The sequence below is a fragment of the Escherichia sp. MAL-1 genome, from assembly GCF_052948035.1.
Genome location: NZ_CM129609.1, coordinates 1,203,327 through 1,227,647 on the forward strand (window position 1 = coordinate 1,203,327; position 24,321 = coordinate 1,227,647).

Below are 24,321 nucleotides of genomic sequence, written 5' to 3' on the forward strand. Positions count from 1 at the left end.
TTCCTTAAAGTGCACAGGAGACGCAGCCTTCAATTTCAGTGCCTTCCAGCGCCATCTGACGCAGGCGGATGTAATAGAGCGTTTTGATACCCTTGCGCCAGGCGTAAATCTGCGCTTTGTTGATATCGCGAGTGGTGGCGGTATCGGGGAAAAAAAGCGTCAGCGACAGCCCCTGATCGACATGGCGAGTCGCTTCCGCGTAGGTGTCGATGATCTTTTCTGCGCCAATTTCGTAAGCGTCCTGATACAGCGCCAGATTCTCGTTAGTCATAAACGGGGCAGGGTAGTAAACGCGTCCTGTTTTGCCCTCTTTGCGTATCTCTACTTTCGCCACAATCGGATGAATACTCGACGTAGCATGGTTGATATAAGAGATAGAACCGGTTGGCGGCACCGCCTGAAGATTCTGGTTGTATATGCCGTAGCGCATCACGTCGTCGCGCAGCTGCGCCCACATCTCACGGGTAGGTAACGTAATACCGCTACGGGTAAACAGTTCGCCAACTTTCGCCGTTTTCGGCTGCCAGTTCCCTTGCAGATATTGGCTAAAATATTCACCACTGGCATAGCGTGACTGTTTGAACCCGGCGAAGGTTTCACCGCGTTCGCGTGCCAGCAACATCGAGGTACGCAGTGCATGCCAGGTGATGGCATAGAAATAGAGATTGGTGAAATCCAGTGCTTCCGGCGAACCATAAGCGATGCCTTCTCGCGCCAGATAGCCGTGTAAATTCATCTGCCCCAGTCCGATGGCGTGCGAGGCGGCATTTCCGGCTTCGATGGACGGCACGCTGCGGATATGACTCATATCTGATACTGCCGTTAAACCGCGCACGGCAGTCTCTACCGTGCGGGCAAAATCGGGGGAATCCATGGTGTGCGCAATATTCAACGAACCTAAATTGCAGGAAATATCATGGCCTGTGCGGGTATAGTCGAGATTCTCGTCATACTCTGAGGCGCTGTTAACCTGCAAAATTTCTGAGCAGAGATTACTCATATTTATGCGCCCGGCGATAGGGTTAGCACGGTTTACCGTGTCTTCATACATGATGTAGGGATAGCCGGACTCAAACTGGATTTCTGCCAGTCGCTGGAAGAAATCACGGGCGTTGAGGTATTTTTTGCGAATGCGTTCATCGGCAACCAGTTCGTCATAGTGTTGGCTGATGGCCACATCGGCAAACGGCTTGCCATAAACTCGCTCTACGTCATAAGGCGAAAACAGCGCCATCTGCGCATTCTCTTTTGCCAGATGGAAAGTGATATCCGGGATCACCACGCCAAGCGACAGTGTTTTAATGCGGATTTTTTCGTCGGCATTTTCCCGTTTCGTGTCGAGAAAACGCAGAATATCGGGATGATGAGCATGTAAATAGACTGCACCAGCCCCCTGACGAGCGCCGAGTTGGTTGGCATAGGAAAATGCGTCTTCCAGCATTTTCATCACCGGAATTACGCCAGAAGATTGATTTTCAATACGTTTAATTGGCGCGCCCGCTTCTCGCAGATTCGACAACAAAATGCTACGCCGCCGCCGCGTTTCGACAGTTGCAGTGCGGAATTTACCGCCCGACCAATCGACTCCATATTGTCTTCAATACGCAGCAAAAAACAGGAAACCAGTTCGCCGCGCTGCTGCTTACCGCAGTTGAGGAATGTTGGCGTGGCTGGCTGAAAGCGTCCTGACAGCATTTCATCTGTCAGTTGCAACGCCAGCGTCTCATCGCCTTGTGCCAGCGTCAGCGCCACCATCGTGACTCGATCGGCAAAATCTTCCAGATAACGTTTACCGTCGAATGTCTTCAACGTATAGCTGGTGTAAAACTTCCATGCCCCGAGGAATGTCTGGAAACGAAAACCGCTGGTGTGTGCGTGGGCAAACAGCGTAATGACAAAGTCGCGAGAGTAGCGATTAAGAACGCTTTCATCATAGTAACCTTCGTTGACCAGCCAGTTCAGGCGCTGCTGCTGGCTACTGAAGGTCACACTGTTCGGACGCACATGCGTCGCAATAAAGGCGTCAACGGCCTGGCGGTCTTTATCGAACTGAATGCGACCTGCGCTATCGTAGAGGTTAAGCATCGCATTCAGCGCGTGGTAATCCATCGTTTCCTGCGTCAGGCATTCTGCGGTTGTCGTTGCCAAAATTCGGTTACTCCTTTACGAACGTTTTCGATATCGCTTTGCGTACCCATGAGTTCAAAACGGTACAGCCACGGCACGCCGCATTTCCGGGCAATCACATCTCCGGCGCGGCCATACGCCTCACCAAAGTTGCGATTACCAGAAGCAATAACGCCGCGAAGCAACGCCCGGTTGTGCTCGTCGTTTAAAAAGCGAATTACCTGTCGTGGCACCGCGCCAGCCGTACCGCCGCCGCCGTAAGAGGGCACGATCAGGATGTAAGGCTCGTCTACCTGAATCCGTTCCCGCTCATTGAGCGGGATGCGCACCGCGGGCAGTCCTAAACGTTCGATAAAACGCTGCGTATTTTCGGAGCTACTGGAAAAGTAGACGAGCTGGCTCATGCACTGGCCGCGTGTGGCGCTGGATGCAGACGGTTAATCATGTCCGGACGGAAACCAGACCAGCTAAGATCGCCAGCAATCACTACCGGCAACTGACGAAAGCCCTGAGCACGCAACGCTTCTGCCGCTTCAGGAACGCGATCGACATTAATCATTTCAAAATCAAAGCCCCGATTTTCCATCGCCCGTTTGGTGGCGTGGCACTGAACGCAATCGTTACGAGTGTAAGTAGTAATGCGCATGATTCGTATTTCCGTTTAAAATGAAGATACGGCGCGATGATACGCGTCGGGTTGTCTCTCTGTTGATACAGAGATACTAGATGTAGTTGAAAAAAGATTCAACCACACAATATATAGAAAATAGTGGTCGAAATTACCCTGGATATGAGCGTGACGGGGTAGGGGGATTTTTGTGATTCACCAGGCAAAAAGAAACCCCGAAGACAGGCTTCGGGGTCAAAGACGCGTATTTATTATCATTTTTGCACTACGATTTGCGCATGCTTAACAGTGCGCCGATAAAAATACCTACCGCAGCTGCTGTACCCACGCTACACCAAGGTCTTTCACGAACAAAAGAATCCGCGCAGCCAACGGCATCGCGTGCGGCTTGCTGGACGCGAGTACGACCATGCATTCGCGCCCTGGTTTCTTTCAGCAATGCCTGAGCTTTACTGCGTGCGGCTTCAGCTTCCCCTTTGGCGTCGCTGCCCCAGGACTTCAATACAGATTCGAGGCTGTCAGCTAATTGATTGACATCATTCTGGATATCCTGCACGCCATCATCAACGTCGTTGCGGTTCGGTCGGTTAAACATATGATCCCCCATTAGAATTCGATGTAATTTTCAGTGTAGACCATAATTTTCTTAACTGAGGTTCATCGCGGCTTTATGGACTTTTCTGAAAGCGTTGTGAATGCGCAATCAGGTAAGGTAGGCCCGCGGTTGATAATAACGAGGATCAAATATGTATTTACGACCAGACGAGGTGGCGCGCGTACTTGAAAAAGTCGGTTTTACTGTCGATGTGGTAACCCAGAAAGCGTATGGTTACCGCCGTGGGGAAAATTATGTCTATGTTAATCGCGAAGCGCGAATGGGACGTACCGCACTGGTAATTCATCCAACATTAAAAGAACGTAGTTCGACACTGGCTGAACCCGCTTCCGATATTAAAACTTGCGATCATTATCAACAATTTCCGCTCTATTTAGCAGGCGAGCGACACGAGCATTACGGTATCCCGCATGGCTTTAGTTCGCGTGTTGCGCTTGAACGTTATTTGAATGGTTTATTTGGCGAAGCCAGTTAAAGACGCGACTGGCGATGCCAGTCGCGAAAAGAAGGGTCAGGCTTTTACCTGCTGGTAACGGCTGACTTTAAACAGTCGGCGGCAATAATCGAGGAAGTAGCCATAAACCGCCCCCATCAACATCGAAACAACGATGTTTGAACTGACCGCCGCCATAATCTGATGCCAGTCTGCGCCCACCACTAACAAGATCGCCACATACACCGGTGACTGGAACGTCACATAAGCCAGAATATCCGCCAGATTTTTTATCCAGCCCGACGGGCTAACTTTGCGTGCCGCGCGCATAAACAGATCACGGTACATACCGTATGGCCATGCAATTAAGATGTTCACCGGAATCGCTACCAATCTGGAATAAAAAGACTGTTCGAAGCTCATTCCGGAGAGGAAAACTTCAATACACATGTTCACGACAGAACAGTAAACAACCATCGCGAACGTATCTGCAACTGCATGACGCAAGCGTGACTGCGGTGAGAACATGCTAATGCTCCTTAATAAAAGCGTAATGGGATGTTAATGGAGATGAAAGCAGTGGATCTCATTGCCATCTGCATTTTCGCATAGCGTATATCGCTGGCTATGACTAATCAATTAGTGAAAAATTTTTATTTAGTCAGTTTTTGTAGATAAAATATTCCGTAACGGCTCGTTTTTTGTACATTGTGGATTTTTACATGCCGATATGATTTATTTTTAATTAAATCAATTAGATATGGCCTTACCTTTAATATCACTAATGAAAGTTTGGGGGTGAGGTAACGCTATAAGCGTAGAGAATTCGGTGTATGTAGTAGCTGGGTCATTTTCAGCATTTTTTATGCCAGACAATGTACATTAACAGCAGAAAGCACCAGTGATGGATGTTTTCTTTTATTCTGTTATATTGCATTTTTATTCACTTTGATTTTGTCAGGCTTGCGGAATTAGCGAGCAGAGAGCGCCGCTCTGTTCACCAATAATCTAAATTACTCATCAAAATGGCTAATATATAATCTTGAAATTATTCTGAGAGTTTCAGAAAATAACAGCTGAAATAATCTCGCGCAGGACTGTAAATAGATTAAATTTTGTGGAAATATAATAAGTGATCGCTTACACTACGCGACGAAATACTTTTTTTGTTTTGGCGTTAAAAGGTTTTCTTTATTATGTCCGTAATGTTACAAAGTTTAAATAACATTCGCACCCTCCGTGCGATGGCTCGCGAATTCTCCATTGACGTTCTTGAAGAAATGCTCGAAAAATTCAGGGTTGTCACTAAAGAAAGACGTGAAGAAGAAGAACAGCAGCAGCGTGAACTGGCAGAGCGCCAGGAAAAAATTAGCACCTGGCTGGAGCTGATGAAAGCTGACGGAATTAACCCGGAAGAGTTATTGGGTAATAGCTCTGCTGCTGCACCACGCGCTGGTAAAAAACGCCAGCCGCGTCCGGCGAAATATAAATTCACCGATGTTAACGGTGAAACTAAAACCTGGACCGGTCAGGGCCGTACACCGAAGCCAATTGCTCAGGCGCTGGCAGAAGGTAAATCTCTCGACGATTTCCTGATCTAATTACTGAGGCCGGATGTCGCTGCTAGGGCGCGTCCGGCGTCGCTTCTCAAGCTCGTTGGTTCCACGGCATCTTATCTAACAACCTTGCCATTCCACAAAAACCGCTGATTCCTGCAAACAGTAACCCGGCACCAACAAAGCCACTTAATAAGAAGAAACCGCTATTTACGGTATAACCCAGTACAACGCCGATTAATATTAAACCACCCGCAGCGATCTGCACCTGGCGCATTAACGGCAAGGGTTGAGATTTATTTACCGCTACTGGCAATCCTGCTTTTTTCCAGCCATCAATCCCATCTTCGAGTAAAAAGATTTCTGCGGGGGCGGCAATCGCTGCTAATTTATCGACATTATTACTGGTGCGTTTACCTGCCTGGCAGTGGAATATAATTTGCTCGTGACGTAATTTAGCCGGAAGACCTGACTGTTCCAGCACGGATAATGGAGCCAGATCTGCTTCAGGAATATGTTCACGAAGATATTCATCAGCATCACGAATATCGATTAACTTTGCGCCGCGTGCGATTAATTCTTGTGCATCATGCGGCGAAATGGTTGTCAAAGCCATAGTGACTCCTTACGGACAATAGACATTTTTCAGGGTGGCGATAATGGCATTTACCGCCTCATTTTTAATGGAATATAGAATGCGTTGGGCATCCCGTTGGCTGTCGATAAGCCCTTCGTCCCGCATACGAGCGAGATGCTGTGATGTCGCAGAGGCACTCAGTCCGGTAATGCGCGTCAGCTCTCCCGCGCTGGTGCCGGGGGAACCGCTAAGCATGCACAGAATCAGCAATCGTTTAGGGTGGCTCATTGCTTTCAATAAGGCCGCTGCCTGTTCGGCACTGGCCTGTAATTGCGCGAGTTCAGTCATATTTATTTAAGTATTTTCTAAATTAAGTAAACTCTAAACTAAAAATGCAACATATACCAGCCTCAGCAGCGTAAATGAGAGTAAAAGCGTAAGCTGAAACTGGCAGGCTCCGCTAAAATTACTACGCTTAAGAGATAAAATCTCTTTTTAAACAATGAGTAATTTTCTTATAGGGAGTACATATGGGTTTCTGGAGAATCGTCATCACCATCATTCTGCCGCCGCTCGGCGTGCTGCTCGGTAAAGGGTTCGGTTGGGCGTTCATTATTAATATTCTGTTGACACTGCTTGGGTATATCCCCGGTTTGATTCACGCGTTCTGGGTGCAAACCCGCGATTAAACCTGTGCTCATCCCCGCGGCGTTAACGCGCCGCGTTCCTCTGCTACACTTTCTGAGTGTTTCCGTTAACGAATGAGGTAGCTATGGGTCTGTTCAATTTTGTGAAAGATGCCGGAGAAAAACTCTGGGACGCGGTTACAGGTCAGCACGATAAAGACGATCAGGCGAAGAAGGTGCAGGAGCATCTGAACAAAACCGGTATACCGGATGCCGATAAAGTGAATATTCAAATTGCCGACGGCAAAGCGACGGTCACTGGTGACGGCCTGAGTCAGGAGGCGAAGGAGAAAATCCTTGTTGCGGTGGGGAATATTTCCGGTATTGCCAGTGTCGATGATCAGGTGAAAACGGCGACACCAGCCACTGCCAGCCAGTTTTATACCGTTAAGTCTGGCGACACTCTGAGTGCCATTTCCAAACAGGTCTACGGTAACGCTAATCTGTACAATAAAATCTTCGAAGCGAATAAACCGATGCTAAAAAGCCCGGATAAAATTTATCCGGGGCAAGTGTTGCGTATTCCGGAAGAGTAGTTAATTGCCAGCCATCGCCTGCTGGATAATGGGAATTGGCGTCAGTAAATGCTGGCGCATTAACTCACTGGCGCGCGCGGTATCTCGCGCCAGTACCGCCGCAGTCAGGGTCTGGTGCTGATCGTGTTTATCCTCCAGCATTTCCACCGAAAGCACCGTTCGCCGCAGCCAGATAAATCGATAACGCGCCGCCAGATCAAACAACCGTTCACGCATTTGCAGCAAATAGTGAGAACCACAGCCCGCCACAATTGCCGTATGAAACGCCTGATGACGCAGATCCCACTCATCAAGCATTTTCTCGCTGGCGTCACAGGCCTCAAGCTTACTCAGCAGATGCGCTTTTGCGAGAACGTCTGCCTCCCACTCATCGCCACCGCGGGCAATCGCCAGACTCACTAACATCGCTTCCATATTGGCGCGGGCGTCGAAAATATCGAGCAGCTCCTGCTCTGACATAGACGCCACCCGATACCCTTTTTGATTCACCACCGTGACCAGCCGTTCCGCCACCAGTTGCGAAAGAGCTTCCCGTAACGGCCCAACGCCAAGTGCATAACGCGATGTCAGCAAACTCATTCGTAATTTTTCATCCGGTTGAAAATTACCGCGAATAATATCGTTCTTCAGCCAGCGATAGCCATCCAGAGACGTAATGGTCATGGTGTGACTCCTGATCATGATCAGCGCGTATTATGAACGGGTGTTTTTTGCCACAATACCAGCTTTTTCCAGCGAGCCATAATTGGCACGGTACAGATAATCCCTATCGCTAATAAGCCGGTGGAGATCACTTCTAACTGTTGCGCCGGACGGAATAGCATCACTACCAACACAAAGGTAATAAAGCCGATGACTAGCCAGGTGAGCCACGGATAAAGCCACATTCGCAAGCGAATTTCGCTTCCTTCTGCTCGCAGAATTTTGCGCATCCGCAACTGTGAAACGGCGATGACTAAATAAACCAGCAGGGCGATAGCGCCGGAGCTGTCGATCAGAAATTTAAATACCTTCGCAGGCGCGTAATAGTTCACCACCACCGTTAAGAATGCCGCGCCGGTGGAGAGTAACACCGCCACGTACGGGGTTTTACTGCGGTTGATTTTACCCATTACCGCGGGAGCATCACCGCGACGGCTTAAGGAGTAGAGCATCCTTGACGCGGTATACAGCGCCGAGTTCAGGCAACTGGTTACGGAAAGTAATATCACGCAGTCCATGATTAATTTCGCATGGGGAATATTGAGCAATTCCAGTACCGAGCGATAAGAACCGACGGCTTTTAGTCCGGGCATATTCCACGGAATTAATGCCACGACGACAAAAATAGAACATAAATAGAAGATAGAAATACGCCAGATAACCGAGTTGGTGGCGCGGACAATATGTTTTTCCGGCGTGTCGGATTCCGCGGCGGCAATGGTGACAATTTCTGCGCCCATAAACGAGAACATGGTGATCAACATCGCGCTTAATACCGCACCGAAACCGTTGGGCATAAAGCCGCCGCTATCCCACAATCTTGAGATCCCGCTCACTTCGGCATACGGGTAAAAACCGCTAATTGCGACTGCACCAAGGAAAATAAAGGCCAGGATAGCGATGACTTTGCACAGCGCCAGCCAGAACTCAAATTCGCCGTAGTTTTTAACGCTTAATAAGTTACTGCCAGTTAAGGCGAGGGTAATGACGAGGGAAAATAACCAGATGGGAATGCCTGGAACCCATGAGTGCAGGATCATGGCGGCGATGTTGGCTTCCAGCGGGATAACCAGTACCCAAAACCACCAGTACAACCAGCCGATGGTATAGCCCGCCCAGCGACCAATGGCTTTATCGGCATAGGTGGAAAACGAACCGGTATCGGGCGTGGCAACCGCCATTTCCGCCAACATCCGCATAATCATAACCACCAGTAGCCCGGCGAACAGATAGGCCAGTAATACCGCCGGGCCCGCTTCGGCGATGGCGACGCTGGAACCGACAAACAGACTTGCGCCGATAACACCGGCAATAGACAACATGGTGACGTGGCGTGACTTCAGCCCGCCGCCTAACTCATGTGGTTGCGATGATTGCCCCATCCTGAATCCTCTCGAAAGTGTGTCACTTGGGAGAGCGCCCCGACATTTCCCGCGCCGGGTCACGCGTATAATTGTTATTGATTCTTTTTGCCGGAGAGCGGCTCCGCCTTACCCGGCCAACATAGATTTCTTCCTGTTCACGTACAGATTGTCGGATGCGGCGTAAACGCCTTATCCGACCTGGATCCCCGTAGGCCGGACAAGACGCGCAGCGTCGCCTCCGGCATAGGAGCGGCGCTACTGCTTCGCCTCATCAAAACACTGGCTGATGATCTCCAGACCCTGACGGATCTGAGCGTCTTCAATGGTGAGCGGTACAAGGATGCGCAGCACGTTGTAATACGGGCCGCAGGAGAGAAGAATCAGGCCTTTATCGCGGGCGCGAGCCACGATCTCGGCGGTGAGTTTGGCGTCCGGCTTGTTGTGATCGCCGTCTTCAAACAGCTCAATGGCGATCATCGCCCCCAGCCCGCGTACGTCGCCGATCTCCGGGTGTTTTTCGGCTATCGCCAGCAATCCGTCTTTCAACTTCTGCCCCAGATCGTTGGCTTTTTGCAGCAGATTTTCCTGCTCAAACACCTTCAACACTTCCAGCGCAGCCACGCAGGCAATCGGGTTACCCGCATAGGTGCCGCCCAGACCGCCTGGAGCGACGGCATCCATTACTTCCGCGCGCCCGGTGACGCCCGCCAGCGGGAAGCCGCCCGCGATCGATTTCGCAAAGGTGGTAAGATCCGGCGCAACGCCCATCTGCTCCATCGCAAACAGCGTGCCGGTACGCCCCGCGCCGCTCTGCACTTCATCGGCAATCAGCATGATCCCGTGCTCGTCACACAGAGCGCGTAAACGCTGCATAAAGGCTGGCGACGAGGCGTAGAAACCGCCTTCGCCCTGAACCGGCTCAATCACGATGGCGGCGATATCTTCCGGCGCGGCATCATTTTTGAAGATCCGGTGGATGCTGGCGATAGCGTCATCCTCGCTTATGCCGTGCAGCGGGCAAGGATAAAGCGCGCGATAAACATGACCCGGCATCAGCCCCATGCCCGCAGAGTACGGATTCACCTTGCCGGTCAGCGCCAGCGTGTAATGCGTGCGGCCGTGATACGCGCCGCTAAAAGCGATGGTGCCGCTACGTTTGGTGGCGGCGCGGGCGATTTTCACCGCGTTTTCCACCGCTTCAGAACCTGTGGTGACCAGCAGCGTTTTCTTGGCAAAATTGCCTGGCACCTTCTGATTCATAATCTCGCACAGCTCCAGATACGGCTCGTAGGCCAGCACCTGGAAGCAGGTGTGCGACAGTTTTTTCAACTGCGCTTCCACCGCAGCCACCACTTTCGGATGCAAGTGCCCGGTATTGAGCACCGCAATCCCGCCCGCGAAATCAAGATACTCACGGCCTTCAACGTCCCACACCCGGCAGTTTTCCGCGCGGTCAGCGAAAATCGGGTGAATTTGCCCAACACCACGGGGAATCGCCTGACTGCGGCGCTGCATTAACTCTTTATTGCTGCTCATTCGCGTTCTCCAGTTAAAGACCGATGCACATATATTTGATTTCTAAGTAATCTTCGATGCCATACTTCGAACCTTCACGACCCAGACCCGAGGCTTTAATGCCGCCGAACGGGGCCACTTCATTGGAAATGATGCCGGTATTGATGCCGACGATGCCGTACTCCAGCGCTTCGCCCACGCGGAAGACGCGGCTTAAATCACGGGCGTAGAAATAGGCGGCAAGGCCAAACTCGGTGTCATTGGCTTGCGCAATCACATCGGCTTCATCTTTAAAACGGAACAGTGGGGCGAGGGGGCCGAACGTCTCTTCTTTCGACACTTTGGCGTTGGCTGGAACGTCCACCAGAATGGTCGGCTGGAAGAAGTTGCCGCCGCGTTCATCCGCTTTACCGCCGCAAACCACACGCGCACCTTTCTCCAGCGCATCGGCAATATGCTCTTCCACTTTTGCTACCGCTTTTTCATCGATCAGCGGCCCGATGGTGACGCCTTTATCCAGCCCGTCGCCGATGTGCAGTTTGCTCACCGCCTGCTGTAATTTTTCGGCAAAGCGGTCATACACGCCGTCCTGCACGTATAAACGGTTGGCGCAGACGCAGGTTTGCCCGGCGTTGCGGAATTTCGAGGCCAGTGCGCCTTCCACGGCTTTGTCGAGATCGGCATCATCAAAGACGATAAACGGCGCGTTGCCGCCCAGCTCCAGCGACACTTTCTTGATGTCTTTCGCGCACTGTTCCATTAACTGGCGGCCAATTTCGGTCGAACCGGTAAACGACAGTTTGCGCACCAGCGGGTTGCTGGTCAGTTCGTTACCCACCGCGCCCGCCGAACCGGTGACCACGTTAAATACGCCAGCCGGAATGCCCGCGCGAATCGCCAGCTCCGCCAGCGCCAGCGCAGAGAACGGCGTCTGACTGGCGGGTTTCAGCACCATCGTGCAGCCTGCCGCCAGCGCCGGACCGGCTTTACGGGTAATCATCGCCGCCGGGAAGTTCCACGGCGTGATGGCGGCGGTAACGCCAATCGGCTGCTTGATAACAATCAGGCGCTTATCGGCCTGATGACCGGGAATGGTGTCGCCATAAATGCGTTTGCCTTCTTCGGCAAACCACTCAATAAAGGAAGCGGCGTAGCTGATTTCGCCTTTCGCTTCAGCCAGCGGTTTACCCTGTTCGAGGGTCATCAGGCGCGCTAAATCGTCCTGATGCTCCATCATCAAATTGAACCAGTTGCGCAGAATGGTGGCGCGTTCTTTGGCGGTGAGCGCGCGCCAGGCTGGCAGGGCGCGGTTGGCGGCGTCGATAGCGGCGCGGGTTTCATCCGCGCCCATTTTCGGCACGCTACCCAGCTTGTCGCCGTTCGCCGGATTGGTGACGTCGATGACCTCGCCATTGTTGGCGTCCAGCCATTCCCCGTTAATCAACGCCTGCTGGCGGAATAAGTTACTGTCGTTAAGTTTCATTGTTACGTCCTGTTTTCAAAGGTTATTGATTAAATGCGGCGTGTAAGGCATCCACACTACGTGCCGCTCGCAGCGTGCGTCCGGGGTTACTCTGGCTTGCCAACAGCGTTTGTACCTTGCTGACAATATGCGCACCAATAGGAATTGCTGATGTCGCTGCCGGGGAGGGCGCATTGCAGGTGTGGATCGTGCGCGGGGTGGTGACAAACAGAAAATCGTCAATCAGCTTGCCGTCCGGCGATACCGCCTGCGCCCGCACACCGGCGGGCCAGGGCTGGAGATCGCTTAACGAAAGCCGGGGACAATACTTTTGCACCAGCCGCAGATAGCCGCTTTTGCACAGCGAGTTTTTCATCTCGCCCAGTCCTGAGCGTAGATGGTTTTGCAGCACCCGGCGAATCCCCGACGAGCCCAAAATTTCCAGCGTGTCGCTAAATGAGAAGTCGCGCTTGCGATAGCCTTCACGTTTGAAAGCCAGCACCGCGTTTGGCCCGACGGTCACGCTGCCGTCGATCATGCGGGTGAGATGCACGCCCAAAAACGGCATTGCCGGGTCGGGGATGGGGTAAATCAGGTGGTTAACAATCTGGTTATGCTCCGGCGCAAGGCGGAAATACTCGCCACGGAACGGGCAGATGATAAAGCCCGGTTCGAGTCCGAGCATTTTCACCAGCCGGTCAGCCATCAGCCCGGAACAGCTAATCAGCGTCGATGCTTCATATTCACCGCCCTGACGGGTACGTATCACCACGCCGTTTTTATGCTCATTAAGGGCGCTGACTTCGGCGTTATAAATAATCTCGCCGCCTCTGTCCTGAAAGATTTTTGCCATCGCCGCTGTCACTTCGCGGTAGCTGACAATGCCGCTGGACGGCACAAAAATACCGCCGAGCCCGGTGATATTCGGTTCGCGCTCGCGCAGTTCGTCGGCGTTTAGCCATTCGCGCTCGATACCGTTCGCCGCTGTGCGTTCCCATAAGGCGCGCATCCGTTCCATTTCGAGCGGAGACGTGGCGACCAGCATCTTGCCGCAGTTGTCAAAGCGAATGCCGTTTTGATCGCAAAAGGCTTTAGTGGCGCGGTTTCCCGCCAGGCAAAACTGTGCCTTCAGGCTACCGGGCGTGTAATAGACCCCGGCATGGATCACGCCGCTGTTGTGGCCCGTCTGGTGACAGGCCGGGCCGGACTCTTTTTCCAGCAACGCAATGCGGGCATCCGGATAGACATCAATCAGTTGCATGGCGGTCGACATGCCGATGATGCCGCCGCCAATAATCACAAAATCATACATCCGCTCAATTCCTTTGCGCTTACTGATGCGTCTGGTAGTGGTTAGAGGCGTAAGCGAAATAGCCACGCTGACGCATCAGTTCACGGCGCAGATCCGGGTGCGGAGTAAAGCGGTCGCGACCGTGCAGCCAGAACAGGTTGTTTATCAACAGGAATTTGCCAACGGGAACGGGTACAGAAAGAATGCCTTTGCTGGTTTCAATGGCATCGGAAAGCTCGCTCAACCACACGCCTTCTTCAAAATCTTTTGGCTGGACGAACTGGTCGATATAGCGCATCACCGGGCGACCCTGTTGATCAACGTCGAACACTGGATGGAAAACATCTTTGCTGACGTTTTTGCTCGGCGGCGCGGCAAAGCGCATCGGGCGACGCGCCAGTGGATGGCGGAAATAGTGGTCCAGATGTTCCCAGTCATCGAGATGCAGCAGCAACGAATTTCCACCCTGCATGTTTTGCTCATCGATTTTCATCATCAGCACGTAATCGGTGATCTCTTCGACATACGTGCCGTCGTTGTGCAGTTCCATCACGCGGTGCGGCTGACGCAGATAGCTGTCTGAGTTATCGATATTTTTCACCACGAAACGCGCGTAATACTGACCGCTCATCGCATCGAAATTTGAGCGACCAATCAGATGCGCTACCGCCGTTGCCAGCTTCACCATCTCATCTGCCTGCGCCACATCATCGATACCCACCGCATTGATCAACAGCGCACCTTCAGCACGGTTTAGCAGGGTCTTCAACAGCAATGGTTGCAGCTGATTCGCACACAGATCGTCAAGAATTTTGCCTACCCGAAAACGCAGAAAGGATTTGTACTCCAGCGCCTGTACGGGCCATTCGGCAACCTGTTCGAGAAACTGTTTGGTCGTCTGTTCGGTGAAGGTAAGTTCCAGCAGACGCGGGGATTGCGCCGACGGGATGAAAGTGAATCCGCTATAGTCCTGGCCTGAATCGACAGCGTTATTTTGTACGGCGGTCAGTGCATTCATCAGAAGCGATCCTCTTATGAGATGTAGGGTGACATGGCGATGCTCATTTCGTAGCCATAATCTAAAAATATCTACATTTCTGAAAAATGCGCACAAAAGCGACATATTGTTTTCTTATTGTGATCAAAAGCAACAAATTAGTAACATTTAACGTAGGGTATTAAGGCAAAGTGAGACAGGAAATGAATAACTAAAGCAATAGGTTAGGGGGAGTTACCATCAGAGAACAGATTATCTGGTCGATAAAAAACAGTAAATGGCTTCAATGCAAAATGACCGTTAGTAAACTAAACATATTATCTGCCCCGTTTTAGCGGGGCAGATATAACATTAAATTACAAATAGAGATAGTTCAGCGGTTCGGTGATGCTGCCAACTTACTGATTTAGTGTATGATGGTGTTTTTGAGGTGCTCCAGTGGCTTCTGTTTCTATCAGCTGTCCCTCCTGTTCAGCTACTGACGGGGTGGTGCGTAACGGCAAAAGCACCGCCGGACATCAGCGCTATCTCTGCTCTCACTGCCGTAAAACATGGCAACTGCAGTTCACTTACACCGCTTCTCAACCCGGTACGCACCAGAAAATCATTGATATGGCCATGAATGGCGTTGGATGCCGGGCAACAGCCCGCATTATGGGCGTTGGCCTCAACACGATTTTACGTCACTTAAAAAACTCAGGCCGCAGTCGGTAACCTCGCGCATACAGCCGGGCAGTGACGTCATCGTCTGCGCGGAAATGGACGAACAGTGGGGCTATGTCGGGGCTAAATCGCGCCAGCGCTGGCTGTTTTACGCGTATGACAGGCTCCGGAAGACGGTTGTTGCGCACGTATTCGGTGAACGCACTATGGCGACGCTGGGGCGTCTTATGAGCCTGCTGTCACCCTTTGACGTGGTGATATGGATGACGGATGGCTGGCCGCTGTATGAATCCCGCCTGAAGGGAAAGCTGCACGTAATCAGCAAGCGATATACGCAGCGAATTGAGCGGCATAACCTGAATCTGAGGCAGCACCTGGCACGGCTGGGACGGAAGTCGCTGTCGTTCTCAAAATCGGTGGAGCTGCATGACAAAGTCATCGGGCATTATCTGAACATAAAACACTATCAATAAGTTGGAGTCATTACCAGCGTCGGCATGGTTCCAGCGATCAGATGTCACCGACAGAATATGAAAACCAGTATTATCAACGGCTCGGAAGTGTCTAGATTATCCGTGGCGATTCAGGCTGGTGTGCAAATACATTTCGCGAGCGTTTTAACGAATGGCCCAGAAATTTAAGTGACTACCCAATGGAAATTACTCCCGTGGTTTCTAACTTCATCAAACATAAACAGATCGCTTTTGTTAAACGGCGAGAAAAAGAGCAACGCGGGCAGATGATTAATGAACAACAGCAGAAGCCCATTGCTCCAAAAGTTCAACAAGCTTTAGACCGGATTAGTGACATAAGACAGGAATTATCTAAGCGAGTGCAGGCATGAAAACAGCAGAAGCAGCAAAGGGCCAGTGGGCCATGATTTTCAAGCATTACCGCCTGCCACCAATTACAGGAAAAAATCACTTCAAAGGTAAGTGTCCTGTATGCAGTGCTCGCGGAAAATTCCGCATTGATGATCGTAATGGTGCCGGGACTTGGATCTGCATCTGCGGCAGCGGTGACGGCATGAAGCTTGTCACCCTGACACAGGGGAAGCCATTTAATGAGATTTGCACCGAAATAGACCGTTTGATCGGTAATAATTTTCAGCGTGTGAAAATTCCGGTGATCAGTAATGCTGCTAGTCTGCGCAGTCGCGTGCTGAGCAAGTTTTCGAAGCTGGTGGCGCTGCGTGGTACAACCGGAGCTGACTATCTAAATTATCGTGGAATATTCAACCTGCCTGCTGAGGCGATCCGATTTAACGATAAACAGAGACATAACGGGCGCGTGTTTCAGTCTCTTTATTCTCTGGCTACAGATGATAAAGGGGAATTGTGCTACCTGCACCAGACCTTGCTTGATGGAGCCAAAAAAGCAGACATCGGTTCCAGCGCCAAGCGTCTCAAATCATTACAGGAAGATAACTACCTGGATTATGCGCGTTCAGTTGCGATCAGAATGTTTCCCGTCTCCACTACTCTGGGCATCGCTGAAGGCATCGAAACGGCGTTGTCTGCTCACCAAATTTACAAGGTAAACACTTGGGCAACAATCAATAGCGGCTTCATGAAAAAGTTCCGCGTCCCTTCAGGCGTTAAGCACCTGATTATTTTTGCCGACCGTGACGAGAACAGTGCCACCGGGCTGGCTGCGGCCTACGAATGCGCCCATGCCAATTTGCTGGCAAAGAACGACCTGGAGCGCGTAAGCGTGTACTGGCCGGATCACGATGATTTCAACAATATGCTTATGAACGGCGATCAGGTTCGTGAGCTGGTTTTCTATAAAAAACAGCAGGAGGCCGCATGAAACTGGAAGCAGCACTTAAACATTTTAGCCCGCAAAGCATGCATATCAGCGATACGGTCGGCAGTACAGGTCCTGATCGGCTCACCGGTACCGACATCATGGCGGCATTAGGCACCACCAGCAGTAAGGCCCGTTTTGGGCTGGCTGCATATCTGGGCAAAGCCGGTGTAAGCAAATCAGATGAACAACTGGCTGTTCAGGCGCTCGCCAGGCACGCTATAGATATTGCACCCAAGAGCGTGCGCAAAGCAGCTGGCGGTGAATTCGGCCAATGTATGCTGGTGCTGGCGCAGTTTGCCTTTGCTGAATACTCACGATCGGCGGCCACCAGCGTGACGTGCCACAGCTGTAGTGGTACCGGCTTTACATCACTGTATGAAGATGTGGTTAAACATCCAGGTATTATCAATTCCGAAGGTGTCGAGGCGGTACCAGCAAAAGTTAAGCGTGAACTGGTGAAGCATATCTGCGACGCATGCAATGGGAAGGGGGTTATTTATGCCCGTTGTCGTTGTGGTGGTAAAGGGGAAGTGCTCGACCGCAAAGCGACCAAAGAGCATGGCGCACCAGTGTTTAAAAAATGTGAGCGGTGTGATGGTAATGGTTATTCTTCGTTACCCTCAACTGCTGCATACAGGGCGATTCTTAAGCGCGTCCCGGATCTGCATGTCAGAACATGGACCCGCAACTGGAAGCCATTTCTGGAGCTACTGGTGGATTTTTGCCATCGACAGGAACAGAGGGCTGAAACTGCCTTTGAGACTGCAACCAGCTTTCGTGATGATAAGAGCAATATTTAGAGATTTCGCAACGTTGAACTTGCTTTTGTCCGAAGTTGTCGTGTATGCTTCTAATCATGCGTTATTGCGTCTGAACGATTTATGCCCGCCATGTAGATGATTTTTTACATGTGCGGGAGTGTTAAAGTAACCAGACGTTGACTTCCTGCCTTGAAAATATCAGGTTTCCTGCTTCAGCGAGTCCTTGAAAGAACCCTCCACAGGTAACGACGGCATGCCCTGCCGCCAATTATCTTTAATGTGCTAAGACTGCTCCATACATACAGAACCACCATTCCATGACTGTTTGTATGTTATTTGCCTCAAAAACTCGTATGGTTTGAAATTGATTGGTAGTGGCTTAGTTTTTCTGGCCGAATTTCCCTTTTTCGTATCAACTGAAATTTTCGCGTGGTTATTGCAAATTAAAGTTGAAGTCTTATGCAGGAAATCAATCAGGATATTTCGTAACTTTGCTTTTTTTAAAATTGTACTATGATGAAAAGCCAGCCAGCTTTGACTGTTTTTTATCTTTCTGTGTTTCTGTCTAATTAGTTTGTTTAGCTGGTTAAAATGTTTGCTATAAGTTGCGGGAAGAGCATATTTTTTACCGTCTGATAAAAATATGGTTCCTTCATCGCTTAAGGTGACTTTGATCGTTGAGTTTGATGTATGGACAGGGTCCGGTACCTCAATCTGTGTTTGAAAGCTGACATACCATTTATTGGCTGACTGGGAAATGGTAATGTTTTTTATTTCACCAATGATATCCCGGCTTTTACGGTACCTTACCCACCCAATTTTAGGCAGATAAACTTTTTTATTTCCCTCATCCACTTTCACCCTTTGTTGAGGGAAACGGAAAGATTCATCAGTTCCTTTCTTCCTGAATTTTGGAAAACCAGATTTTCTGGAGATGTAGCCATGAAATGCTCTGTCCAGATCTTTCAGCGATTGTTGCAAAGACTGAGAGGGAGCAAGCTTTAACCATGATAAGTTTTCCTGTGACTTCCACTGTACCAACAAGGGCGCAGTTTTGTTGTAAGGAACGTACTTCTCACCTGCTAAATGGTTTTTTACTGCTATCTCTAAAGCTTTATTAAAAACATAACGACACGCACCAGAGATAACAGTCATCATGGATAACTGTTCCTGATTTGGGTCTAACATGTATTTGAAAGCTTGATGCTTAATCATTAGAAAATAATTAAAAAAGTGAGTGTCAGCATTTTAAAACGCATAAGAAAAAGCAACTGAATGAACAGATGCCTTATTTTTGAAAGCATTGTATATATCGTCTTGCGATGGTTCACTGTTACATGCAGTTAGAAGACATGTAGTAAGGATAACTGTAAGGATTGAGTATATTTTCATTTTATTTCCAGAAATAATTAATTAAGAACGCCCGTTTTGGTGTTGTTATTGTCAGTGGAGAACGTCCATTTGTTGACAACTTCGCCTTTAAAATCTATTTCAAGAGTTTTAGACTGAGTCTGCGAACCGCCAGTAAACAGCCCTACAACTGGAATGAAAGTTGTTGCATTGAACTGATTGTTATACATAAAGTATCTCCACTGCTCATTTCCGTCATCGAGTGTGGTTCTTGTATCAGGCTCACCTAATTTAGTGAGTAATTCCGTCTTAGTTGTTTTGTTTTTAATGATCTTTGATTGGAGGCTTTGAGGTGTTTCGTTTTTAAGGTTCTGGTTCCCTGATGTTGAACAGCCAGAAAGCAGGAAGACAATAATAAAAAAAGATGACTTTATAAATCGGTTCATTTACTTTCTCATTTTAGGTTTGCGGTTGTGTGAAATTAATTTCACCGTATAAAAACAACTCTGTCTGCATACGTTTTTTTAATTTTATAGATAAGAATAATGATGCTTACGAAAAACGTAATGACTGATACAAGAGTGCTGCCAGTCCACGAAAATGCTAACCACGCGACACCAAATGCAACGAATTGAAACAGGAATGCCACACTGAGCGGGCTTTCACCGTAAGCGATCTTTGCATGGCAGCCTTTACAAATCCGCACACCGTGAGGACTTTGTGTAAAGCAGAACGGGCACTTTATTGTTTCGTTTTTCATAGCAACCCCAGGGTGGAAGATTTACTGCGTGTTTGTAGGGATTCTCGATGGCTGGCTGGCTAAAGTAAAATCACTTGTACCGATCGATGTTTGAATCATGATAGGTAAAAACTATCATAACTAGTTTATCGATCTGTAATAACGATCAATATATTGTTGACTTATCCTAAATTAACCACTACCCAAACGATACTGCTGTCAGGAATAATCGGTAAGATTATGTTTATAAATGAATTTTCCTATCTTTATGTAAAGGTCGGGTTCCATAGAGATTTGAGAATCCAGGGAGGGGCTTGTGAAGAATGCTCTTACCATAGCTTCTGAGAAGCTCAATGAACTGCTTTAGAGAAGCAAGCCACTTTAAGAAGCTGAGATGCTTTTGCTGTTGTACTGCGTTTTTTTGAAGAATCTTTTCTACGATTTCGTTTCGTCTGTCTTCGCTGAGTTGCAGTTCGATTTCAGCAATTTTATCGCCTATGCTTTCGCTTCGCACATTCGCTCTGGCAATCTGTTCGACAGGGACAGGGACAGGGACAGGGACAGGGACAGGGACAGGGACAGGTATTGGGATGGGAGCAGGAACAGCAGGGTGGTCTTTTGTTGATGTGTTGGTTTGTATAGCTTTCAAGTGGTCAGGGTTGTAGCTAAGTTGCTTTTGAAGATTTGCCCAAGAGTATGCCTTTCCAAGTTGAGATGCTTTGAAAGCTATATCTCGGTAGGAAAATGAGAACCCGTTCATTTTACCTGTGCTTGCGACATTCGCCGTCCAGCCGACTTCTGCTTCTTCAAGTCTCTTGATAAAAGTTAAAAGATCAGGTGTATCTGCCAAACTTTTATCAAGTATCTGTTGGAGAGCTTCTTTAGGGGAAAGAAGGCCAGTCCGTTCTGAAAGCATCTGTTCATTACGGGAAATCTTTCTTCGCCTCTGTTGCTTTGGTGTAATGGAAGGTGCTGTCTTGGTCACTGTCAGACCGTGAGCGATTTCGAGTTCACTAATTATCCGTGTGCTTATAAGGTTTTCGTTCCTACCCAAGTAGAGCTTCCCACCGGCTATGTCGATTCTGCTGGCGATAATGTGTATGTGCTGACCGGCAGAATCGTCATGTAGAACATAGCAACGGAGGTGAGTATCACTGAATCCCATTCTTCTCATATAGTCATCTGCGATGCTGGACCATTGTTCAGCCGTTAGTGATTCTCCACTAGGCAGGCGAAGCGAGTTGTGCCATACCGGTTTCTGGATATCTGGCCGAAGCTGTTTAGTGCCATCAAATTCAGCGATCAGTTCAAGAGCGGAGCCACCCAGCATATTGCACCCGATTACGGCTGGATCGCTTTTATGATGTGCTCCCGGCTTCAATGCATATTGAACGACACCAGCGAAGCTCTTACCCCTTTTGATCTTCTGCATACCCTTCATAGGGTTTGCTCCATATGTCAGCATTTAGCAGGTGCTGGCGAAGATCTTCCAGTTGTCGCTTCACAGCGAAAAGCTCTGTATGAGTAAGGTGACTATCTTTGCTCTTACCATCTATGTGGGCCGCAATGCGATTTAGTTTTTGCGATATGTCGGTTAAAGCTATCCATGCTTTGGTATTAATCGCTGGAATAACAGGAGGTAACTTTTGAAGGGAAGCCATACGAAGCCACTCTCCTTTCGAATAATGCTCCCTCAATGTATTAAGCTTGTCCAATTCAGCATTGTTAAGACGAACACTAACACAATGAATTCGTAATTCCTGTGGTAGTAACTTACACTTTGATGTTGAATGTTTTGCATTCTGTGTGTTCAAAAACTGCGGTTGTTTATTTGCCATATAAACTCCTTTTATATGCCATGTTTTTAAAGTAATCAACTAACCTTCTCTCTTGTTATAGTAAATAATCCTTGCTTGTCAATATTAAGCGTGGCTTAATATTTCTGTTTTCCGTATTAAATAAGAATGGACGACTAATTGAAAAATAGGTTAATTAGTTAATGTGATGAATCCAAATCAAAAAAAAAGTGGAGGTAAATATCTCAGCAAGCTGTAAGCCTCAGTTTCTTCATTAAAATAAAGGGCCAAAAGGCCCCTTTTTAAAATTAGTTCCATTCAAAATGGAATACATATCCATTTAATGTTAAAAAAGTCATTGCCAAGATTAGAGTTATGATTCCGCCATTGCCGAGGGCTTGAACTCGGAATAAATTAGTTAATTTAAGGCTTGCAAACCAAAACCCAGACTTATTTTTGTTAGCTAAGGAGTATGATAATTCTCTGAACGCTGAGAATATTATCAATATTATTGATGTGCCAATCAAGATACTCGAAGATATCAACGACAAAGAAAGGTTTTTACCATATTCGTTTAATCCGTTCCAAAAACCTGAAACTGATACGGCTTGTTTTGATAAGTCTATAATTTCTTGTGGAACATTTATATTCAAATATTCATTTAATAAAAAAACAGAACCTCCTGCTAAGACTAAGAAAAAAAATCTGACTATGTCTGTCGTTTCAACCTCTTCCCTAAGAACCAAAGATATAATCCCAATTATCGATAATACAGGAGAGAATAGAGCACCTGTTTTTAAAATGGGATATATTTCTTGATAATGGGTGAAAAATGACCAAATAACAAATCCTATTCCTACAGTTAAAATCGCTGCTCCCGCCATAAAGGCACCTGCATCACCATCACCATTAGAATTCTGCTTTGTATAATGATTGTTAATGGTTCGATTATTTATGACCTGATTATTTTGAACATTATAACCACCACTATTGCTTTGGCTGACATTAGTATTTTCGGTATTGTTTTTGATATTAAAATCCGCAAATTTTCCCATTTTTTATTCCATGTCAAACGAAGAAGTAATAATTTTACATCGATTGATTTGTAGATCATAGAAGTTTCGTATTGGCATACGAAAGTTATCTTTCCATGTGGCAATTAATTACATCCTAATTAAAATAGGAGTTCGAAAGTAAAGATTCCATGTTTTAAATCATTCTTTTTCAATCATAGAGCAGAAAAAGCAAGGCAACTTAGAGAAGCGGAGCATCTCTGAGTTAGCTCTTGCTTTTTATTGATGGGGTATTGACAATACGTGAAAAAAAATTATAGGTATATATGAAAGTTAATTTAGCATGAGGAGTCGGATATGCATTTTTTTTTGTTAATGGCGGTGTTTAGTTTATTTAATTTGCTAGGGTATTTATTACCATTTATTAAACCAACAGTTTTTGTGTTTGATATATTCATAATGCTATTAGGAATGATCGGTCTTTTGTTTTTTAGGAAGGATTTTGATGATTTTTAGAATGGTTTTCTTTGATGTTGCGTAATAAAACTATCTCGTTGGATATATTAGATATTAACTCTTCCTTTGTATTGTGTTTTTTATTGAATTCGATTTTTTTCTCTAAATAAAATTCCATAGCCGATATGAAAAATTTAGCAAATGAGCATAGTAAGATGAGAGATTTGAATAAAGCTAATGTGTGAATGTCAATGGCTTTTTCTATTAATGTTATAAGGTCATTAGAGTTTTGCTCATAAGTTTTATAAACGACAATTGACGCAGAGAAAAATAACACGCAGTCGTTCAATGATTTTATGGATTTACCTATTTTTTTAAAAAATATTGAAATCAATAAACCACCCAGGAATAAACAAGTGAAAAGAATGTCTTCTTTATTTATTGTTATCATTGAGCTTGTAAAGTTTAAAATCTTTGGATCAAATTTATCAATGAGAAATTTTATGATGACATTTATTAAGAGTAGAAATAATACGAGCAAAGAGATTTCTAACGATAATTTTTTATAAAAAAGTAGTCTTAATGATGATTTCATTTAAAACCCTCTGTATTTTTGAATATCCATTATGATAAAAGAATGTTTTGGTTCTGACTGATGTTTAAAACTTATATCGTATTTATTTCACAGAATTAATATCGCGTCGCGATTTTTCAACGCTTAATGATTAGTATATATACTTATACGGGTAAGGCTCATGTTTAATTCTCCAGTTGACAGTTTTTTTATTTTTAGGTAGTAAATGTGTAAGGTATAATTTCAATTAATAAAAATCCCTTAAAGAATAAAGGATTTTTATTTGCAGCCATAAACAAACTTTAAAATTCTGTTTACGTCTGTAATGTAGTTTACATATTCATCTTCAGTTTTTCAAGAGAAAGGCCACTTAGGTGGCCTTCAATGGGACTGCTTATGCATATTGTGTTAACTTCCAGGTTACGGCTTTACCATCATATGGAGGGAAGCGGTTTCCTTTTGCTATTGGTGCAGTTGTTGATGGTGTCCCTACAACAGTCCACACTCCACTCTCAGGGCAACTCTCGCCAGTTCTCCCGGTAGTGCCCAATGGTGCTTTTGCCATTACGGAATCTCCATGTCATATGTGTTTAGCTATGTGTGTCGAAATTTAACAGCGTGACGATTATATGGCGGTTACATACTTTGGTTTATTAAGAATTTATTA

The 24,321-nt window shown here is 47.5% G+C and carries 26 protein-coding genes and 3 pseudogenes; 8 read left to right on the plus strand and 21 right to left on the minus strand.

What is annotated here, in order from left to right:
- Nucleotides 1-4 precede the first annotated feature (4 nt).
- The 4 genes and pseudogenes from nrdE to ACU8XX_RS05900 all read right to left on the minus strand — a co-directional run bounded on the left by nrdE (nt 5) and on the right by ACU8XX_RS05900 (nt 3,350).
- Nucleotides 5-2,148: pseudogene (gene nrdE, locus ACU8XX_RS05885) on the minus strand (class 1b ribonucleoside-diphosphate reductase subunit alpha).
- Complete coding sequence (gene nrdI / locus ACU8XX_RS05890; protein WP_000080947.1) at nt 2,121-2,531, minus strand: class Ib ribonucleoside-diphosphate reductase assembly flavoprotein NrdI; 411 nt, start codon at nt 2,529-2,531, stop codon at nt 2,121-2,123. The pseudogene nrdE and the gene nrdI overlap by 28 nt, the downstream one beginning before the upstream one ends.
- A complete protein-coding gene (gene nrdH / locus ACU8XX_RS05895) occupies nt 2,528-2,773 on the minus strand; it encodes a glutaredoxin-like protein NrdH (protein ID WP_061351061.1) in 246 nt (81 codons plus the stop codon). The genes nrdI and nrdH overlap by 4 nt, the downstream gene beginning before the upstream one ends.
- Nucleotides 2,774-3,020: 247 nt before the next feature.
- Nucleotides 3,021-3,350, minus strand: coding sequence for a DUF883 domain-containing protein (locus ACU8XX_RS05900; RefSeq protein WP_001295174.1), 330 nt, complete (start codon nt 3,348-3,350; stop codon nt 3,021-3,023).
- Nucleotides 3,351-3,501: 151 nt separating this feature from the next.
- On the opposite strand from ACU8XX_RS05900, the gene ACU8XX_RS05905 reads away from it, so the two are divergent.
- Nucleotides 3,502-3,846, plus strand: coding sequence for a DUF2002 family protein (locus ACU8XX_RS05905; protein WP_000281320.1), 345 nt, complete (start codon nt 3,502-3,504; stop codon nt 3,844-3,846).
- Nucleotides 3,847-3,882: 36 nt separating this feature from the next.
- Here the strand turns inward: ACU8XX_RS05905 and alaE are convergent, their stop codons facing one another.
- The gene (alaE, locus tag ACU8XX_RS05910; protein WP_000492656.1) at nt 3,883-4,332 is read right to left on the minus strand and encodes an L-alanine exporter AlaE; all 450 of its coding nucleotides are present in this window, start codon (nt 4,330-4,332) and stop codon (nt 3,883-3,885) included.
- Nucleotides 4,333-5,000: 668 nt separating this feature from the next.
- Between alaE and stpA the strand changes: the two genes are divergently transcribed.
- Nucleotides 5,001-5,405 carry a DNA-binding protein StpA gene (stpA, locus tag ACU8XX_RS05915; RefSeq protein WP_000115383.1) on the plus strand — a complete coding sequence of 135 codons (405 nt, stop codon included), beginning with the start codon at nt 5,001-5,003 and terminating at the stop codon, nt 5,403-5,405.
- A 46-nt stretch (nt 5,406-5,451) separates the two neighbouring features.
- Here stpA and ygaP read toward each other — a convergent pair whose 3' ends face one another.
- Nucleotides 5,452-5,976 (minus strand): thiosulfate sulfurtransferase YgaP, encoded by a 525-nt coding sequence (gene ygaP / locus ACU8XX_RS05920; RefSeq protein WP_032289822.1) that lies wholly within the window; start codon nt 5,974-5,976, stop codon nt 5,452-5,454.
- A 9-nt stretch (nt 5,977-5,985) separates the two neighbouring features.
- The gene (locus tag ACU8XX_RS05925) at nt 5,986-6,285 is read right to left on the minus strand and encodes an ArsR/SmtB family transcription factor (protein ID WP_000137280.1); all 300 of its coding nucleotides are present in this window, start codon (nt 6,283-6,285) and stop codon (nt 5,986-5,988) included.
- 182 nt (nt 6,286-6,467) lie between these two features.
- Here ACU8XX_RS05925 and ACU8XX_RS05930 point away from each other — a divergent pair, with 182 nt between their 5' ends.
- The gene (locus ACU8XX_RS05930; protein ID WP_000508177.1) at nt 6,468-6,626 is read left to right on the plus strand and encodes a YqaE/Pmp3 family membrane protein; all 159 of its coding nucleotides are present in this window, start codon (nt 6,468-6,470) and stop codon (nt 6,624-6,626) included.
- An 83-nt stretch (nt 6,627-6,709) separates the two neighbouring features.
- Nucleotides 6,710-7,159 carry a potassium binding protein Kbp gene (gene kbp, locus ACU8XX_RS05935; protein ID WP_000522415.1) on the plus strand — a complete coding sequence of 150 codons (450 nt, stop codon included), beginning with the start codon at nt 6,710-6,712 and terminating at the stop codon, nt 7,157-7,159.
- Here the strand turns inward: kbp and csiR are convergent, their stop codons facing one another.
- From csiR to glaH, 6 genes are all read right to left on the minus strand, one after another.
- Nucleotides 7,160-7,822: a DNA-binding transcriptional regulator CsiR gene (gene csiR / locus ACU8XX_RS05940; RefSeq protein ID WP_000156811.1), complete on the minus strand. Its 663-nt coding sequence runs from the start codon at nt 7,820-7,822 to the stop codon at nt 7,160-7,162.
- A gap of 20 nt (nt 7,823-7,842) precedes the next feature.
- Nucleotides 7,843-9,243 (minus strand): GABA permease, encoded by a 1,401-nt coding sequence (gene gabP, locus ACU8XX_RS05945; RefSeq protein WP_001295173.1) that lies wholly within the window; start codon nt 9,241-9,243, stop codon nt 7,843-7,845.
- A 237-nt stretch (nt 9,244-9,480) separates the two neighbouring features.
- Complete coding sequence (gene gabT, locus ACU8XX_RS05950) at nt 9,481-10,761, minus strand: 4-aminobutyrate--2-oxoglutarate transaminase (RefSeq protein ID WP_000097662.1); 1,281 nt, start codon at nt 10,759-10,761, stop codon at nt 9,481-9,483.
- Between the two features lie 13 nt (nt 10,762-10,774).
- Nucleotides 10,775-12,223 carry an NADP-dependent succinate-semialdehyde dehydrogenase gene (gene gabD, locus ACU8XX_RS05955; protein WP_000772876.1) on the minus strand — a complete coding sequence of 483 codons (1,449 nt, stop codon included), beginning with the start codon at nt 12,221-12,223 and terminating at the stop codon, nt 10,775-10,777.
- A gap of 22 nt (nt 12,224-12,245) precedes the next feature.
- Nucleotides 12,246-13,514, minus strand: a complete 1,269-nt coding sequence (lhgO, locus tag ACU8XX_RS05960; protein WP_000271943.1) for an L-2-hydroxyglutarate oxidase — start codon at nt 13,512-13,514, stop codon at nt 12,246-12,248.
- 19 nt (nt 13,515-13,533) lie between these two features.
- Entirely contained in the window at nt 13,534-14,511 is a 978-nt protein-coding gene (gene glaH / locus ACU8XX_RS05965; protein WP_001295172.1) for a glutarate dioxygenase GlaH, read from the minus strand.
- A 417-nt stretch (nt 14,512-14,928) separates the two neighbouring features.
- Here glaH and ACU8XX_RS05970 point away from each other — a divergent pair.
- From ACU8XX_RS05970 to ACU8XX_RS05985, 4 genes and pseudogenes are all read left to right on the plus strand, one after another.
- A protein-coding gene (locus ACU8XX_RS05970) for an IS1-like element IS1A family transposase (RefSeq protein WP_103215986.1) occupies nt 14,929-15,626 on the plus strand; the annotation gives its coding sequence in 2 pieces (ribosomal slippage) (nt 14,929-15,178 and nt 15,178-15,626; 699 coding nt in all).
- Between the two features lie 113 nt (nt 15,627-15,739).
- Nucleotides 15,740-15,997, plus strand: a pseudogene (locus ACU8XX_RS05975) (DEAD/DEAH box helicase); the annotation flags it as partial.
- Nucleotides 15,994-16,965, plus strand: coding sequence for a toprim domain-containing protein (locus ACU8XX_RS05980; protein WP_032174087.1), 972 nt, complete (start codon nt 15,994-15,996; stop codon nt 16,963-16,965). The pseudogene ACU8XX_RS05975 and the gene ACU8XX_RS05980, both read left to right, overlap by 4 nt.
- Complete coding sequence (locus ACU8XX_RS05985) at nt 16,962-17,765, plus strand: antitermination protein (RefSeq protein ID WP_032174088.1); 804 nt, start codon at nt 16,962-16,964, stop codon at nt 17,763-17,765. Before ACU8XX_RS05980 ends, ACU8XX_RS05985 begins: the two co-directional genes overlap by 4 nt.
- 243 nt (nt 17,766-18,008) lie before the next feature.
- Here the strand turns inward: ACU8XX_RS05985 and ACU8XX_RS05990 are convergent, their stop codons facing one another.
- The 8 genes and pseudogenes from ACU8XX_RS05990 to ACU8XX_RS06025 all read right to left on the minus strand — a co-directional run bounded on the left by ACU8XX_RS05990 (nt 18,009) and on the right by ACU8XX_RS06025 (nt 23,675).
- A complete protein-coding gene (locus ACU8XX_RS05990; RefSeq protein WP_064735610.1) occupies nt 18,009-18,941 on the minus strand; it encodes an RNA-guided endonuclease InsQ/TnpB family protein in 933 nt (310 codons plus the stop codon).
- A gap of 75 nt (nt 18,942-19,016) precedes the next feature.
- A pseudogene (locus ACU8XX_RS05995) lies at nt 19,017-19,118 on the minus strand (cell wall-binding protein); the annotation flags it as partial.
- A gap of 17 nt (nt 19,119-19,135) precedes the next feature.
- Nucleotides 19,136-19,522 (minus strand): hypothetical protein, encoded by a 387-nt coding sequence (locus ACU8XX_RS06000; RefSeq protein ID WP_003845907.1) that lies wholly within the window; start codon nt 19,520-19,522, stop codon nt 19,136-19,138.
- A 41-nt stretch (nt 19,523-19,563) separates the two neighbouring features.
- On the minus strand, nt 19,564-19,836 hold the full coding sequence (locus ACU8XX_RS06005; protein ID WP_240765393.1) for a hypothetical protein: 273 nt from the start codon (nt 19,834-19,836) through the stop codon (nt 19,564-19,566).
- Nucleotides 19,837-20,059: 223 nt separating this feature from the next.
- A complete protein-coding gene (locus ACU8XX_RS06010) occupies nt 20,060-21,256 on the minus strand; it encodes a relaxase/mobilization nuclease domain-containing protein (protein ID WP_446908494.1) in 1,197 nt (398 codons plus the stop codon).
- Nucleotides 21,225-21,653, minus strand: a complete 429-nt coding sequence (locus ACU8XX_RS06015; protein WP_001284648.1) for a hypothetical protein — start codon at nt 21,651-21,653, stop codon at nt 21,225-21,227. The genes ACU8XX_RS06010 and ACU8XX_RS06015 overlap by 32 nt, the downstream gene beginning before the upstream one ends.
- 266 nt (nt 21,654-21,919) lie before the next feature.
- Nucleotides 21,920-22,666 (minus strand): hypothetical protein, encoded by a 747-nt coding sequence (locus ACU8XX_RS06020; RefSeq protein ID WP_000514294.1) that lies wholly within the window; start codon nt 22,664-22,666, stop codon nt 21,920-21,922.
- A 448-nt stretch (nt 22,667-23,114) separates the two neighbouring features.
- Nucleotides 23,115-23,675: a hypothetical protein gene (locus tag ACU8XX_RS06025; RefSeq protein ID WP_003845893.1), complete on the minus strand. Its 561-nt coding sequence runs from the start codon at nt 23,673-23,675 to the stop codon at nt 23,115-23,117.
- Between the last annotated feature and the right edge of the window lie 646 nt (nt 23,676-24,321).

Bases quoted from the DNA above. Each gene is read 5' to 3' on its own strand.
- stpA (WP_000115383.1), top strand. From the start codon at position 5,001: ATGTCCGTAATGTTACAAAGTTTAAATAACATTCGCACCCTCCGTGCG.
- ACU8XX_RS06005 (WP_240765393.1), bottom strand. From the start codon at position 19,836: ATGAAAAACGAAACAATAAAGTGCCCGTTCTGCTTTACACAAAGTCCT.
- ACU8XX_RS05900 (WP_001295174.1), bottom strand. From the start codon at position 3,350: ATGTTTAACCGACCGAACCGCAACGACGTTGATGATGGCGTGCAGGAT.
- ACU8XX_RS06010 (WP_446908494.1), bottom strand. From the start codon at position 21,256: ATGAAGGGTATGCAGAAGATCAAAAGGGGTAAGAGCTTCGCTGGTGTC.
- csiR (WP_000156811.1), bottom strand. From the start codon at position 7,822: ATGACCATTACGTCTCTGGATGGCTATCGCTGGCTGAAGAACGATATT.
- ACU8XX_RS06000 (WP_003845907.1), bottom strand. From the start codon at position 19,522: ATGAACCGATTTATAAAGTCATCTTTTTTTATTATTGTCTTCCTGCTT.
- ACU8XX_RS05925 (WP_000137280.1), bottom strand. From the start codon at position 6,285: ATGACTGAACTCGCGCAATTACAGGCCAGTGCCGAACAGGCAGCGGCC.
- nrdI (WP_000080947.1), bottom strand. From the start codon at position 2,531: ATGAGCCAGCTCGTCTACTTTTCCAGTAGCTCCGAAAATACGCAGCGT.
- ACU8XX_RS05930 (WP_000508177.1), top strand. From the start codon at position 6,468: ATGGGTTTCTGGAGAATCGTCATCACCATCATTCTGCCGCCGCTCGGC.
- ACU8XX_RS05980 (WP_032174087.1), top strand. From the start codon at position 15,994: ATGAAAACAGCAGAAGCAGCAAAGGGCCAGTGGGCCATGATTTTCAAG.
- lhgO (WP_000271943.1), bottom strand. From the start codon at position 13,514: ATGTATGATTTTGTGATTATTGGCGGCGGCATCATCGGCATGTCGACC.
- ACU8XX_RS05905 (WP_000281320.1), top strand. From the start codon at position 3,502: ATGTATTTACGACCAGACGAGGTGGCGCGCGTACTTGAAAAAGTCGGT.
- kbp (WP_000522415.1), top strand. From the start codon at position 6,710: ATGGGTCTGTTCAATTTTGTGAAAGATGCCGGAGAAAAACTCTGGGAC.
- ACU8XX_RS05985 (WP_032174088.1), top strand. From the start codon at position 16,962: ATGAAACTGGAAGCAGCACTTAAACATTTTAGCCCGCAAAGCATGCAT.
- alaE (WP_000492656.1), bottom strand. From the start codon at position 4,332: ATGTTCTCACCGCAGTCACGCTTGCGTCATGCAGTTGCAGATACGTTC.
- ACU8XX_RS06015 (WP_001284648.1), bottom strand. From the start codon at position 21,653: ATGGCAAATAAACAACCGCAGTTTTTGAACACACAGAATGCAAAACAT.
- glaH (WP_001295172.1), bottom strand. From the start codon at position 14,511: ATGAATGCACTGACCGCCGTACAAAATAACGCTGTCGATTCAGGCCAG.
- nrdH (WP_061351061.1), bottom strand. From the start codon at position 2,773: ATGCGCATTACTACTTACACTCGTAACGATTGCGTTCAGTGCCACGCC.
- gabP (WP_001295173.1), bottom strand. From the start codon at position 9,243: ATGGGGCAATCATCGCAACCACATGAGTTAGGCGGCGGGCTGAAGTCA.
- gabT (WP_000097662.1), bottom strand. From the start codon at position 10,761: ATGAGCAGCAATAAAGAGTTAATGCAGCGCCGCAGTCAGGCGATTCCC.
- ACU8XX_RS06025 (WP_003845893.1), bottom strand. From the start codon at position 23,675: ATGAAATCATCATTAAGACTACTTTTTTATAAAAAATTATCGTTAGAA.
- ygaP (WP_032289822.1), bottom strand. From the start codon at position 5,976: ATGGCTTTGACAACCATTTCGCCGCATGATGCACAAGAATTAATCGCA.
- ACU8XX_RS05990 (WP_064735610.1), bottom strand. From the start codon at position 18,941: ATGATTAAGCATCAAGCTTTCAAATACATGTTAGACCCAAATCAGGAA.
- gabD (WP_000772876.1), bottom strand. From the start codon at position 12,223: ATGAAACTTAACGACAGTAACTTATTCCGCCAGCAGGCGTTGATTAAC.
- ACU8XX_RS06020 (WP_000514294.1), bottom strand. From the start codon at position 22,666: ATGGGAAAATTTGCGGATTTTAATATCAAAAACAATACCGAAAATACT.